Source organism: Pseudaminobacter soli (ex Li et al. 2025) (assembly GCF_003012705.1).
Classification (GTDB): Bacteria; Pseudomonadota; Alphaproteobacteria; order Rhizobiales; family Rhizobiaceae; genus Pseudaminobacter; species Pseudaminobacter soli.
In genome coordinates this window covers 256,083-270,352 of record NZ_PXYL01000006.1, presented here as the reverse complement: position 1 = coordinate 270,352, position 14,270 = coordinate 256,083, and the positions used below count along the sequence as shown (strand labels likewise).

Here is a 14,270-nt window from a genome sequence, read left to right as displayed (position 1 = left end):
CAACATATTAGCGGCAGGGCGCCTGATAGGTGCGCGGGTTGCCGTAGCGGTCGTAAAGCGGACGGCCGCGCTTGTCGAACTGCTGATAGACGCACATGTTGGGCGCAGTCGACGCACCGATCGCTGCACCCGCAGCGCCGCCGATCAGGGCGCCTGCAACTGTGCTCCCCGTGTTCCCACCGATGGCCTGCCCTGCCAGGGCGCCAACGCCCGCGCCGATAGCGCCGCCACCAACGGCACGTTCCCCCGGCGTGTTGCACCCGGCGAGCGCAAGAGTCGTCAGCGCCAGGGTGGCGGCCAAAGACAAGCGTATTTTCATCGAAGACCTCTCCTGTTATCGATGCGAGCTAGATAGCACATCAACTTTTGGGCGTCACCGGGCGGAACCGGCGCGCACCCATTGAGATGTCAGGCGAAATCGGCGCAAAGGGATCAAATTATCTTTGCGATACGATGGAAAAAGTCATGATCATGCCTTTCCCGTCGCGCTTCATATCCGGGCGGGCCGCAACCTAAGGCCGGCGCAGGCATTCTAACTTTCCAACCAGGCTCGCAGCGTAACCCAAATGCCCGATATCCTTTCACCGGAGTTGCTCCACCAACTGATACACAGCTATGGGCTCTGGGTGCTCTTCTTCGTGGTCATGGGCGAGAGCATGGGAATTCCCATGCCCGGCGAAACGGCGCTGGTATCGGCCTCCCTCTATGCCGGCGCGACCCATCACATCGACCTGGTGCATGTGATCGCCATTGCGTCGGCCGGCGCCATCATCGGCGACAATATCGGCTACCTGATCGGCCATACGATCGGCCTGAAACTGCTGACCAAATATGGCCGTTACATTCGCCTCGACGAAGGCCGGCTCAAGGTCGGCCAATACATGTTCCTCAAGCACGGCGGCAAAATCGTCTTCTTCGGGCGCTTCGTCGCCTTTCTGCGCGCCTTTGCGGCGGTGCTTGCCGGAGCCAACCGGATGAATTGGCCGCATTTCCTGCTGATGAATGCCGCGGGCGGCATTTGCTGGGCAATCCTGTTCGGCTGCGGAGCGTATTTCTTCGGCGAGCGCATCAGAGCCGTCGCCGGCCCGGTCAGCGCGATACTGCTTATCGGGGCGGTCGTCCTGGTGATCGCCGGCTATCTGTTCTTCCGGCATCACGAGAAGGAACTGGAGTTGCGCGCCAGGGCCGCATTGCCCGGCCCCCTTTAAGCTCGCGCGAAAAGAGCTATCGAAGCCCTTCGGAAGCTCTTGCCGCCGGCCCGAAAAGGCCGACGGCAGAATGCCGACAACGTCGACTTAGCCTTTCTTGACCGGCGAGTTCATTCCCCAGTTGACGCCGAAAGGATCGCGCAGCAGGCCCCAGCGGTCGCCCCAGAACATGTCACCGAGCGGCACGACCACCTCGCAGCCGGCCTCGACAGCCCGCTTCCACCAGGCATCGACGTCGTCGCCCAGTACGAGCTGCATCGTATAGCCCTGCGGCGGCACGCTCGGGTGGCCATGCTCAGGAAACGGATCACCGAGCATCAGGGAACTTCCGTTGACGTAGAGGTGGACGTGCATGGTCCGACCCTTCTCGTCCGACGGATAGGCGAATGCGGTCTCGGCGCCGAAGGCGCGCTGGTAGAATTCGGCCGCCTTGTGGGCACCGTCGACCTGCAGATAGGCGACGAGGCCGCCATGCACTTTCGGGGCCGGATTCTCCATGGTCTGTGCGGTTGCTTCGGACATTGCGAAACTCCTGTTGTTCGGTTTTGCCGTAGGCGGCTCTCATAGTGACGAACGGACGGTTGCAAATCCGACAACCCGCTTAAGCTTTTTTCTGCGTCCAATCGTGAGGTCGTGAACCGTACCGGCAAAGACGCCGTTTTTAAATCTCTGACTGGCTGTCGGATCAGCATCGCTCCATTCGTCCTTGCCAGGCAGTCAATGTCAACGAGAGGAGAAGCGAAATGAGCTATGTCGACGGCTTCGTAGTCGCGGTCCCCAGGCAGAATATCGAAGCCTATAAGTCGCTGGCGCGGACGGCCGGCGACATCTGGAAGGAATACGGCGCGCTCGCCTATGTCGAGTGCATCGGCGACGACGTTCCCTATGGCCAGCTGACTTCATTTCCCCGGGCCGTGCAGGCCAAGGAGGATGAAGTCGTGGTGTTTTCCTGGATCGTCTATGCCTCGCGGGCCGATCGCGACGCCATCAACGAGCAGGTGGTGGCCGACCCGCGTCTCAAGGGCTCGATGCAGAACATGCCCTTCGATGGCAAACGAATGATTTATGGCGGGTTCGAGAGTTTCATGGGGCTCTAGCAAGCCTGTGCCGCTTCCGGCTCCGACGGCTGATGGGAGCCGGAGCGGCGAAGCCCTCAAGTCACGCCATCTGAGTAGCTTTCGAGCGCTTACGCTTGGGCCGCAGCGCACTCGACCCGATCAGCCGGCCGATGCCGCCCGAAATCAGGGAATTCACATCGAGCAGCACCTGCGGGATGTTCAGGCCGCCCGGGCATGCCAGATATTGCGGCGTCCATACTGGCGAGAATTTCTGCTTGAAGGCCCGCAGGCCCTCGAAGTGATAAAAATCGTCGCCGTGGCGGAAGACGAAGGTCGCCATGCGGTTCCAGCGCGAGGCAAGCGCGTGATCGGCAAGACCCGACAGCGGTGCCGCGCCGAGGTTGAACCAGCGATATCCCTGCTCCTTGGCGTAAAGCAGCAAACGAACGAACAATGCGTCCATCAGCACCTTCGACACGCCGGGCAGGTAGCGCATCAGGTCGATCGACATCTCGTTCATGCAGCCGCTGCGCCAGATATTGGCAAAGGCGACGATGCGATTTCCGTTAGTTGTGTCGCGTATCACCGCGATGTCGAAATGCGACAGGTAGTCCGGATCGAAGCGACCGAGCGAAAAGCCCTTTTCGCTGCCGCCTTTTTCCTGCAGCCAGACATCCGATACGTGCCGCAACTCGTCCATGATGGGGGGCACGTCCGCACGCGGGATGACCTCGAACACCAGGCCCTCCTTGGCCGCGCGCCGATCCGAGTAGCGATGCTCCTGGTTCTTGGGCCCTTCCAGCGAGAAGTTCGACAATTCCACGCGCGCCACCTCGCCGAGCTTCAGCAGCGCATAGCCCATGTCCAGGTAGAGCGGCAGGTTGTCGGGCCGCACGGCATAGAACACGGCACGCGATGCCTCACGATCGGCCATGTCACGGAACTGCCAGACGAGGTCTTCGACCTGCTCTGGATCGCCCACCGGGTCGCCCATCGACACCAGCGAGCGCCCTGCTCGCGCATACATAAGGAACGCCTGACCGTCCGGCGACCAGAGGAATTCCTTGTCGCCAAGATAGGCGATGTTGGTTTGGGTATCGGGCGAGTTCGCAATGACGGCTGCGATGGCATCGGGCTCGGTTTCGTCACGGCGCTTGGTCTTCGCCGGCGGGCGATGGATCGCCACCGCCACGCCCAGGCCGACCGCCGCCACAACCAGGCCGACCGTAGCGCGCAGGAAGCGCGGCGCCTCGCCGCGCCATGCAAACTCCCAGAACAGCTCGTTGGAATATTCGACATGGCTGTAGGAGAAGAAGCCAAGCCAGGTCGTCGCGACCAGCGCCAGCGCCACAAGCGCCAACCACTCCCACGAGAGGCGGCTGATGCGTTGCGGCGTACGGCGATAGAAGGCCTGGCGCGACAGCAGCAGGAACACCGCTGACAGGGCGAGCGTAAGCGCCTCTTCCCAGTCCAGCCCCTTGATCATCGACAGCAGCGACCCGGCGAAGAGCATGGCGACGGCCACGACCCAGGCCGAGAAAAGCCGCCGGTGCAAACCATGCGCGACAACCAGCAGGGCAAGGCCAGCGAGGCTGCCCAGGAAGTGGGAAGATTCCACAACCGACAGCGGCAGCCAGTCCTCCAGTATTTCCAGACGATCCGGAATGCCGGGCGTTGCGCCGGAGAACAGCAGCACCACGCCGGAGATGAACACCAGGGTGGCTGCCACCAGCGGCACCATGGCCCTGATCGCCTTGCTCGGGCCAACGAACCAGGCCGCCAGCTTGCCGCGCATGATGCCGGTTTCGGCCGCGGCCAATGCCGCGACGGCAAACGCGAAGGGCAGGAAATAATAGATCAGCCGGTAGGCCAGTAGCGACGCCAGTATGTCGGCACGCCCCTGCAGCCCAAGGCCGCCAATGAGGGTTGCTTCGAACACGCCAATGCCGCCCGGCACATGGCTGATCGAGCCGAGGATCACCGCGCTCATATAGACCGTGATGAAAAGGGCCGGCCCGGCCTGTGCGTCGGCAGGCAGCAGGACGTAAAGAACAGCAGCGGAAGCCAGCAGATCGATGACGCCGACCAGCAGCTGCAGCAACAGCATGCCGCGGCGCGGCACGGGAATGCGCCAGGCGAACAGCCGCAGCTCGCGCCCCTCCGGCCCGGCAATGACGAAAAGCGCGACCAGCGCTGCGATCATGCCGAAGCCGATCACGCGGTCGGCGGAAGCATGCATGATCTGCAGGAAAGGAATGCCCTCCGGATCCACCATGAGCGCGAGGCCGACAATGGTGGCAAAGGCAAGCCAAAGCCCCATCCACGTCAGCAGGACGACCTGTCCGATCTCGCCGGCATCGAGCCCGCTGCGGGAATAGGTGCGGAAGCGGATCGCGCCTCCGGTGAAGAGATGGAAGCCGAGGAAATTCGAAAAGGCGTAGCCGCTCATGCCGGACATGGCAGCGTTGTGCCACGGCACCTTGCCGGGAGCGACGATGTGGCAGGCGACGATGTCATAGCTTGCCAGCGCGCAATAGCTGATCGCGGTGGCGACCAGGGCGAGCCCGATGCCCCATGTTGGCATCGCGCTCAGCGCCGACTTGATGTCGTGAAGGCGCAGCCCGGCCGTCATCTGGTGGAACAGCCAGAGGGCTCCCACCGTGACTACCACTGCCAGGACGGGCCCGAAATACGCCCCCGCACGCTGATAGAACCGCGTTCCTTCGACGGTTTGCTCGCTCATGAATGAACGCAAGCCTCCAAGCAAAGACTCTTCTATTGCTCCATGCCCTGCGCAAAACCGATATTGAGGCGATTTCGCTGCAGGCGGCGATGTTAGTCAATTGCCTCGCGGCTTTTTGGCGGCAATCGGTGAGACTCCACGCAAAAAAGATGCCGCCCGGACAATTTGTCCGAGCGGCATGTCAGCCTGATGTCGGATCAGGCGTGGTTGAAGGGCACTGCCACAAAAGTCTGCGTGTCACCCCGTTCGATCAGGAGCAGCACGGACTTCTTGCCGGACTTGCTGGCCTCGGCCACCGCGCGGCTTGCCTCCTTGGCATTCCGCACCGGAGTTTGGTTGACCGAGAGAATCACGTCGCCTTCCTGGATGCCCTGGTCAGCACCGGCTTTGTCCGGATTGACGCTGGCGACGACTGCTCCCTTCTGACCGGCGGGAAGGTTAAGCGCCTGGCGAACCGGAGGCGTGATGTCACCCAGCGACAGACCAAGGCTCGGGACGTTGAAGTTACCTTCAGGCGACTGGCTCGGCGCGGTCTGGTTTGTTGCCGTTTTCTCGCTGGTGTCGTTGTTGCCAACGGTTATCGTGATGTTTTCGCTCTTGCCATTGCGCCATACGGTCATCTCTTCCTTGGACCCTGGCGTCACGTCGGCCACGGCGCGCGACAGATCCTTCGGATCCTTGACGTTGTGACCGCCGAAGCCTGTCACGATATCGCCCGTCTTCAGGCCGGCCGCCGCCGCCGGCGAGCCATCGTTGACATGTGCGACGAGGGCGCCGGAGGGGGCATTGAGGCCGATCGCATTGGCAACGTCGGGCGTAACCGGCTGGATCTGCACTCCGATGAAGCCATGCTCGATGGAGCCGCTCTGGATCAGCTTGGCCACAACGGGCTGCGCCTGATCGGACGGGATCGCGAAGCCGACGCCGACATTACCGCCATTGGGCGAGTAGATGGCCGAGTTGATGCCGATGACATTGCCTTCCATGTCCACAAGCGGACCGCCGGAATTGCCGTGGTTGATGGCGGCGTCGACCTGGATGAAGTCGTCATAGGGGCCGCTATGCAGGTCGCGGCCACGCGCTGATACGATGCCGGCAGTCACCGTCGTGCCGATACCGAACGGATTGCCGATCGCCAGCACCTGGTCACCCGTCATGAGCTTGTCGGAGTCGCCCCACTTCAGGACCGGCAGCGGCTTGCCAGCATTGACCTTGATGACCGCAAGGTCAGTCTTGGCATCGCGGCCGAGGAGCTTGGCCGGCAGTTCCGTGCCGTCGTCGAGCGTCACCTTGATTTCGGAGGCTCCGTCAACGACGTGGTTGTTGGTCACGATCGTGCCATCCGGATTGATGACGAAGCCCGATCCCAAGGCCTGGGCCTCCTGGCCCTTGGGACGATGCGGCATCTTCGGTATCCCGTTGTCGCCGAAGAACTGGTGGAAATACTCGTCGAAGGGCGAGCCGGGTGCGAATGGCGAATTCTGGTCGTTGCTGTCGCTCGAGGCGACCTTCATCTTGGTCGTGATGGTCACCACGGCGGGCTTGTCCGAGCTGACGATGGGAGCAAACGAGCCGCCCGGTACAACGATGCCAGCAACCGGCGTTATGGGTAGCGTCGCATGCGCGTCAGCGTGCAGCATGGGTGAGAGCAAGAAAGGCGTAGCGATCAGCGCAGCGCCAAGCAAGGCGGCAAGACGGTGTCTACGGAGGATGGTGGAGGACATTTGCGTGGTCCCTGCGAGAGTTGATCCAGCGCCGTGGCGTGTTCCTGACGGAACCGTCTGTTCGACGTATCGGGACCGCGAATTGTCGGCTCGGCACGTCGCCACGGTTCATTCGATACCCATGTAGTTAGGGCGCGACCGGGCCGCAATTTAGAGCTATTTCGCACATTACGAAGATTTAATTCCCAGCTCACCAATACACGCTGGAACGGGAAAGACACCCGCAAGAATCCACCCCGAACATCGACTGAATGACGGAATTACTTGCGATATTCTTTGCGGTCGTGCTTTCGATCTACCGAGCGAAAGAGTCGAGCCGACGCTACGTGTCACCGATCAAGGTGTTGCGCGCGCTTCCTGGTCGAGGCGCTTTTCCAGGCCATCGATAATCTTCGAAGCCAGGCCGGGATAGTTGCCGTCGAAGTGGTGGCCGCCCGTAGTCTTGAATACTTCCGGTCCATGGCCTTCGAGCTGCGGACAGGCGGTATCGTCCTCTTCCTGGCCGTAGAAGCACTGGATGAGCTTGGGATCGATCTTGCCGAGCTCGGGCAGCGTGGCAACGGCATCCGAGCTGGACGAACCCAGCCAGCCCGCCACCGATATCTCGAAATCGGCTTGGGGCGAGAAGCCCAGCAGCGAAATCTGCCGGATCTTCATCTTGTCGTCCGTGCTCAGCGCATTGAAGGTGGCCGGCATGATGTCCGCGCCGAACGAATAGCCGATCAGGATGACGTGCTTGACCTTCCACTGCTCGGTGTAGGTCTTCATCAGATCATGCAAATCCTTCGCCACATCCTGCGGCGCCCGCGCGGACCAGAAGTAGCGCAGCGAATCCACGCCCACGGTCGGTATGCCACGCGACTGCAGAACGTCGGCGACGCTCTTGTCGAGGTCTCGCCAGCCGCCATCGCCGGAATAGACGATGGCCATGGTGTCGTGCGTCGGCTTGGCTGGCAGCGCCACGATGGGCATGCTGGCGGCCGCACTGGCCGGCGGATTGCCGACCATCGCAGTCAGGGAGGCTTCCAGCGCCGCCTGGGCCGAAACACCAGCATCCTTGACGGTAATGTCGAAGCCCTGCTTGCGAAGGTCCTCGATATGGCTGCGCCCGTCGGCTGAAACTTCCGGCGTAAAGGTGACGTCGATAGGATTGGGCAAGGCGCCCTCGGCGAGGTCGTAAACGGTGCCCTGCGGGGTCACCTTGCGGGGCGCGCCGCTGCAAAGGGTCTTGGCGAGCGGAACGCTGGCGGTCGGGTCCACAGCCACGCTGTGTCCGATCGTGGCATCAGGCGTCTGGGCCGCGATCGCCATGACCAGCCCGCCGCCCTGCCCTACGCCCGCGAGAATCGGAGGATTATAATTGTCCGAATTGGCCGCGCGCTGAGCCTGATGACTGATGTTCTCTATGTCCGAGACGAGATAGGCGCAGTCGTCCGGAACCTTTTCGATCGCGCCCAGGTAACGCGGCAGGTCGACCCCAATGACGATCGCACCGTTCTTGCTGAGGCGCTGCGCAAAATCGTCTTCGGAAGCAGACCAGCCCGTCTTGTCGGAAAATAGGAAGACGGTGCTCTTGGGCGTATCGTCCGGCATGACGATGCGGGGGGACGGAATGAGGCCCGTATCGATGGACGCGCCAGGGGCCGATCCCGCTACGCCGAGCAGGCAGAAGGATGCGAGGGAGAACCCCAGAAAGCGCTTCACGTCCATGTTCCCTGATGTGCGATTCCGCTCGAAGATATTTCAGAGCTGCGGGATGGCAACAGAGTCGGATGCTCCCGAGCGCGATGCGGCACCTTGAGCCGGAAAAATGGCCGGCAATATGGCATGACAGTACCAGGCACCGAGGTCTTCATGAACTTTCGAACGATGTAGCCGCGCGGCCACGGCAGAGCCTATCTGCTCCGTCCAAAAATGAAAAAGCCCGGCAAATCTTGCCGGGCTTTTGGCAAGGCGCGGTTGGTTAGATGCCGATCGGCATATGCTCGGCCGAACGGGTCACGGCGCGCGGCGCGGTGATTTCCTTCCACTTCGACAGCGCCTGGTTGACGGCCGGGAACGGCCGGCGCTTGACGAACTTGCCGCGGCCGGGCTGCGGCTGATCGTTCTGGCCATGCGACCAGACCACGTCGCCGCGCGAGAGCGTGTAGCGCGGCAGGCCATTGACCTTGAACCCTTCGAACACGTTGTAGTCGATGATCGACTTCTGGTTGCTGGCCGAGATCGTCTTGGAAAGCTTGGGGTCCCATACCACCAGATCGGCATCAGAGCCCGGCAGGATCGCGCCCTTCTGCGGGTAGATGTTGAGGATACGGGCGATGTTGGTGGAGGTGACCGCCACGAATTCGTTCATAGTCAGGCGGCCGGTGTCGACGCCGCGCGTCCACAGCACCGGCATGCGATCTTCAAGGCCGCCGGTGCCATTCGGGATCTTGCGGAAATCGTCGAGCCCAAGCGTCTTCTGCTCGCTGGTGAAGGCGGCGTGGTCGGTCGCAACCACCTGCAGCGAGCCGGCGGCCAGACCCGCCCACAGGCTGTCCTGGTGGCTCTTGTCGCGGAACGGGGGCGACATGACCCGGCGCGCGGCATGCATCCAGTCGGGGTTCTGGTATTCGCTCTCGTCGAGCGTCAGATGCTGGATCAGCGGCTCGCCAAAGACGCGCATGCCCTTCTGGCGCGCGCGGCGGATGGCCTCGTGGCTCTGCTCGCAGGAGACGTGCACGATATAGACCGGCACGCCGGCAGCGTCCGCGATCATGATGGCACGGTTGGTCGCTTCGCCCTCCACTTCCGGCGGGCGCGAATAGGCATGCGCCTCGGGGCCGGGAATGCCGGCATCGATGTATTTCTGCTGAAGGGCTGCTACGATGTCGCCGTTTTCGGCATGGACCAGCGGTAGAGCGCCGAGCGCCGCGCAGCGCTGGAACGAAGCGAACATCTCGTCGTCATTCACCATCAGCGCGCCCTTATAGGCCATGAAGTGCTTGAAGGTGTTGATGCCACGGTCGACGACCTTGGCCATGTCGGAGAAGATCTGCTCGGACCAGTCGGTCACGCACATGTGGTAGGAATAGTCGGACGACGCCTGGCGCGTTGCCCTGTTCTCCCATTCCTCCAGCGCAGCCAGCATGCCGTCCTGGCCGGGGATGACGAAGTCCACCACCATGGTGGTGCCGCCCGAAACCGCGGCAAAGGTGCCGCTTTCCCAGGTTTCAGCGGCGGTGGTACCCATGAAGGGCATTTCAAGATGGGTATGCGGATCGATGCCGCCAGGCATGATGTAGGCATCGCTGGCATCGATTACCGTATCGCCGGACAGGTTCTGCCCGATTGCGGCGATGCGCTCGCCTTCGATCAGGATGTCGGCCTCGTAGGTCCGGTCCGCGGCCACGATGGTGCCGCCCTTGATCACTTTCGACATTGCGAAACTCCTTCCTTATTCAACCCCTGCGCAGTCTTCGCCTCGCGGCAAAGCTGCACTTTTTTGTTCAACGTGACCTGCTTCACCGCCTCGGCGACAGCCCCGGAAGCGGGCAATTCATTGGGCCAACCAAACCGATGATTGTGGAAGCCGGGCAAAATGACAAGACCGCACCGAGCGGGTCGGTGCGGTCTTGAAAAGTTCGGCGATTTCGCCCGTGCTTGCGACGGGTATTGGGAGCTCAGGCCTTCGGCAGAAGTCCTTGCGGGTCGATGTCGGGCTTGCGGCCGGCAACGATGTCGGAGAGGAATTTTCCGGAACCGCAGGCCATGGTCCAGCCGACATGGCCATGGCCTGTGTCGAGATAGAAATTGTCGTAGCGGGTGCGGCCGATGGCCGGCACCGAATTGGGCATCATCGGCCTGAGGCCGGCCCAAAGCTCGGCCTTCTTCTCGTCGATCGCGCCGGGGAAGAGTTCGTGGGCGGAGCGGAACATCCGAGCAAAGTCGCTCGGCTTGTGCGTCCGGTCGAAGCCCGCGAACTCGGCGGTAGAAGCCAGACGCAGGCGATTGCCGAGGCGCGAATAGGCGACATAGCGGTCTTCATCGACGCCGCCCATGGTCGGCCCCTTCTCGGGGTCTTCCAGCGGGATCGTCGCGGTGTAGCCTTTCACGGGGTAGACGGGCAGGTCGATGCCGATCTTTCGGCCGAACACGCCGCTTTCCGGCCCCATGGAAAGCACCGCCGCGTCGCATGCAATCGAGCCCTTGCTGGTCCTGACGGCGCGCACGCGACCGCCCTCGACATCCAGGCCTTCGACATTGGTGTCGCGCATGAACTTCACACCGTGCCGCTCGACGGCGAGCTGCGCCAGCTTGGTCGCAAACATGCGTGAGTCGCCGGTCTGGTCCATCGGCGAATAGATGCCGCCGACGATCCTGTCGCCGGAGCTGGCCAGGCCCGGCTCGACCTCGAGCAGCCGCTTGCGATCGACCACCTCGACCTCCAGCCCCCGCTCGCCGATGTAGCGGAAATGCTGGGCGCCGTTGTCGAGGCTCTTCTGGTCGCGGTAGAAATAGACGATGCCCCTGCGCCGTTCATCGAAGTCGACGCCGGTCTCGGCGCTGATCTCGTTGATGCATTCGCGCGAGTAGAGGGCCAGCCGCAGCTTCACGTCGGTGTTGGCATAGGCGCGCGCCTCCGTGCACTGGAGCAGGAAGCGCCAGGTCCACGACAGGAAGACCGGATTGAGGCTCGGCCGCAGCTTGACGCCGAGATCGGGATTGAAGATCGATTTCACAAATGTGCGCAGCGCGCCTGGCGAGGCCCAGGCGAAAGCATCGCCGGGCGAAACCAGGCCGGCATTGCTGTAGCTGGTGCCGCGTGCCGGCGCCGGATGGCGCTCGATGACGGTCACCTCATGGCCGTCACGCGCCAGGTAATAGGCGGCTGCCGTTCCGACGACGCCGGCGCCCAAAACCAGAATTTTCATGAAAGATCGCCCCCTCGCCCCCGACCGATCAGGCGCTGCGTGCCGAATTCTTGCCGGTCAAAATCTGCTCCCACGATAGCGCATCGCCAACGATGGCGTCGAGATCGTCCCGGGTCGGTACCCAGCCCAATTCGCGCCGCGCAAGGCCGGCGTCGGCAATGATCGAAGGCGGATCGCCCGCCCGGCGGCCGCCGACCGTCACCTCGAATTCGCGCCCATGCACGCGCCGGACGCTGTCGACCACCTGTAGCACCGAATAGCCGTGACCGTAGCCGCAATTGGCGACGAGGTCGCCGCCACCATCGCGCAGGCGCTGCAAGGCAAGACGATGTGCCGCGACGAGATCGGAGACATGGATGTAGTCGCGCACGCAGGTGCCGTCGGGCGTCGGATAATCCGTGCCGAAAACCTGCATCGAGTTGCGTTTGCCCAGCGCGGTCTCCGAGGCGACCTTGATGAGATGAGTCGCGCCGGGGGTGGACTGGCCGGTCCGGCCGCGCGGATCGGCACCCGCGACGTTGAAGTAGCGCAGCGCGGTGTAGCGCAGGCTATGTGCGGCTGCGGCGTCGCGCAGCATCCACTCGCTCATCAGCTTCGAAAGGCCGTAGGGTGATTCGGGCGCCAGCCTGGCATCCTCGCGCACCGGCTCGAGCCCCGCCGCGCCATAGACCGCGGCAGTAGAGGAAAAGATGAAGTGCGGCACCCCCGCACGCACTGCCGTATCGATGAGCGTGCGCGTCTTGGAGGTGTTGTTCTCGTAATAGCTCAGCGGGTCCGCGACCGATTCGGGCACGATGATGGAGCCGGCGAAGTGGATGATGGCATCGACACCGTTCTCCCGGATCACCGAGTCGATCAACGCGCTGTCGGCAATGTCGCCCACCACCAGCTTGGCCTCAGGCGCGACGGCCCACTCGAAACCGGTGGAAAGGCGGTCGACGACGACGACCTCTTCACCCGCGTCCAGCAACTCCCAGACCATGTGGCTGCCGATATAGCCAGCGCCGCCAGTCACCAAAACCGTCATGCTTGAGCCCTCTCATTGACAATCCTTGATTACTGAAAGGGCCGCACGAACGCCACCACAAACGGAGATGCCACCGTCTCATCCGGCGATGGCACCTTTTGACTTGAATCAATGAAATGGGCCAATGCGGGTCTATATTTCGACCAAAGGCGGCGTGGCATTTTGACCGCATTCATGGAATGGACTGAAATGCACGCGGTCATTATGATCCTGCCGAAATCCGGGAAGCCATGATGAACTATCAGCGATTTTTCGAAGAGGCTATCGACCAGCTTCATGCCGAACGACGCTACCGCGTCTTTGCCGATCTTGAACGTATCGTTGGCAGGTTCCCCCGAGCCATATACCGGGCGAACGGCCAAGCCCAGGAAATCACCGTCTGGTGCTCCAACGACTATCTCGGCATGGGCCAGCATCCGAGCGTCATCGGCGCGTTCCAGAACGCGGCCGGCCAGATGGGCTCCGGCGCCGGCGGCACGCGCAACATCTCCGGCACCAATCATCCGCTGGTCGAGCTTGAGGCCGAACTGGCCGATCTGCACGGCAAGGAATCAGCGCTGGTCTTCACCTCCGGCTTCGTGTCGAACGAGGCGTCGATCTCGACCATCGCGCGGCTGCTGCCGAACTGCCTCATCCTCTCCGACGAGCTGAACCACGCCTCGATGATCGAAGGCGTGCGCCGCTCGGGCGCAGAGAAGAAGATCTTCCGCCACAACGACGTGGCGCACCTCGAAAGCCTGTTGCAGGCCGCCGGCCGTGAGCGCGCCAAGCTGATCGTGTTCGAATCGGTCTACTCGATGGACGGCGACATCGCCCCGATCGCCGAGATCGCCGACCTCGCCGAAAAGTACAACGCCATGACCTATATTGACGAGGTCCATGCGGTGGGCATGTACGGTCCGCGCGGCGGCGGCATCACCGAGCGCGAAGGACTGGCGCATCGCATCGACATCATCGAGGGCACGTTGGCAAAGGCCTTCGGCACGCTGGGCGGCTACATCAGCGGCCCGAGCGCGGTGATCGACGCCGTGCGCTCCTATGCGCCGGGCTTCATCTTCACCACGGCGCTACCGCCGGCGATCGCAGCGGCCTCGGCCACGTCGATCCGCCACCTCAAGAGCTCGCAGGCCGAGCGCAACGCCCAGCAGCGACAGGCAGAGCAGGCCAAGCACATTCTCTCCGAGGCAGGCCTGCCGGTGATGCCTTCGGTCACGCACATCGTGCCGCTGCTGGTTGGCGATCCCGAACTCTGCAAGATGGCTTCCGACCGCCTGCTCGGCGTGCACGGCATCTATATCCAGCCGATCAACTATCCGACGGTTCCCCGCGGAACGGAGCGCCTGCGCATCACGCCGACGCCGTTCCATGACGACGCGCTGATCGAAACGCTCAGGGATGCGCTCGTCGAAACCTGGAACGCGCTGGGTATCCCCTATCGCACCTCCGACCAGCCTTCGGTTGCGAAGTCCGAGCGGATCATCCCGCTCCTGGTGCCGAAGTCGGGCGGCTGATAGCCGGGCTTCGGCCTGGCCACCTCACGGATTTTCGATAGCTTCAGCAGGCAAGCGAACGGCGCTTGCCTGACCGATGTGGGGCA

Annotated in this window: 11 protein-coding genes; 3 read left to right on the top strand and 8 right to left on the bottom strand. The window is 62.7% G+C overall.

Features of this window, described 5'->3' with window-relative positions; translation table 11 throughout:
- Nucleotides 1-7 precede the first annotated feature (7 nt).
- The gene (locus tag C7I85_RS14490; RefSeq protein WP_106724691.1) at nt 8-319 is read right to left on the bottom strand and encodes a hypothetical protein; all 312 of its coding nucleotides are present in this window, start codon (nt 317-319) and stop codon (nt 8-10) included.
- 247 nt (nt 320-566) lie between these two features.
- Here C7I85_RS14490 and C7I85_RS14485 point away from each other — a divergent pair, with 247 nt between their 5' ends.
- Complete coding sequence (locus C7I85_RS14485) at nt 567-1,208, top strand: DedA family protein (RefSeq protein WP_106724690.1); 642 nt, start codon at nt 567-569, stop codon at nt 1,206-1,208.
- 87 nt (nt 1,209-1,295) lie between these two features.
- Here C7I85_RS14485 and C7I85_RS14480 read toward each other — a convergent pair whose 3' ends face one another.
- Complete coding sequence (locus C7I85_RS14480; protein WP_106724689.1) at nt 1,296-1,730, bottom strand: VOC family protein; 435 nt, start codon at nt 1,728-1,730, stop codon at nt 1,296-1,298.
- A gap of 221 nt (nt 1,731-1,951) precedes the next feature.
- On the opposite strand from C7I85_RS14480, the gene C7I85_RS14475 reads away from it, so the two are divergent.
- Nucleotides 1,952-2,305 carry a DUF1428 domain-containing protein gene (locus tag C7I85_RS14475; RefSeq protein ID WP_106724688.1) on the top strand — a complete coding sequence of 118 codons (354 nt, stop codon included), beginning with the start codon at nt 1,952-1,954 and terminating at the stop codon, nt 2,303-2,305.
- Between the two features lie 61 nt (nt 2,306-2,366).
- On the opposite strand, the gene mprF is transcribed toward C7I85_RS14475, so the two are convergent.
- The 6 genes from mprF to galE form a co-directional block, all read right to left on the bottom strand.
- Entirely contained in the window at nt 2,367-5,009 is a 2,643-nt protein-coding gene (gene mprF / locus C7I85_RS14470) for a bifunctional lysylphosphatidylglycerol flippase/synthetase MprF (protein ID WP_106724687.1), read from the bottom strand.
- A 197-nt stretch (nt 5,010-5,206) separates the two neighbouring features.
- Nucleotides 5,207-6,733 (bottom strand): DegQ family serine endoprotease, encoded by a 1,527-nt coding sequence (locus C7I85_RS14465; RefSeq protein ID WP_106724686.1) that lies wholly within the window; start codon nt 6,731-6,733, stop codon nt 5,207-5,209.
- A 336-nt stretch (nt 6,734-7,069) separates the two neighbouring features.
- Nucleotides 7,070-8,443, bottom strand: coding sequence for a virulence factor family protein (locus C7I85_RS14460; protein ID WP_106724685.1), 1,374 nt, complete (start codon nt 8,441-8,443; stop codon nt 7,070-7,072).
- 253 nt (nt 8,444-8,696) lie between these two features.
- Nucleotides 8,697-10,154 (bottom strand): dihydropyrimidinase, encoded by a 1,458-nt coding sequence (gene hydA / locus C7I85_RS14455; RefSeq protein ID WP_106724684.1) that lies wholly within the window; start codon nt 10,152-10,154, stop codon nt 8,697-8,699.
- Nucleotides 10,155-10,395: 241 nt separating this feature from the next.
- Nucleotides 10,396-11,646 carry a D-amino acid dehydrogenase gene (locus C7I85_RS14450; protein WP_106724683.1) on the bottom strand — a complete coding sequence of 417 codons (1,251 nt, stop codon included), beginning with the start codon at nt 11,644-11,646 and terminating at the stop codon, nt 10,396-10,398.
- Nucleotides 11,647-11,674: 28 nt separating this feature from the next.
- The gene (gene galE / locus C7I85_RS14445) at nt 11,675-12,673 is read right to left on the bottom strand and encodes a UDP-glucose 4-epimerase GalE (protein ID WP_106724682.1); all 999 of its coding nucleotides are present in this window, start codon (nt 12,671-12,673) and stop codon (nt 11,675-11,677) included.
- Nucleotides 12,674-12,906: 233 nt separating this feature from the next.
- Between galE and hemA the strand changes: the two genes are divergently transcribed.
- Nucleotides 12,907-14,184 carry a 5-aminolevulinate synthase gene (gene hemA / locus C7I85_RS14440; protein ID WP_106724681.1) on the top strand — a complete coding sequence of 426 codons (1,278 nt, stop codon included), beginning with the start codon at nt 12,907-12,909 and terminating at the stop codon, nt 14,182-14,184.
- Nucleotides 14,185-14,270 lie beyond the last annotated feature (86 nt).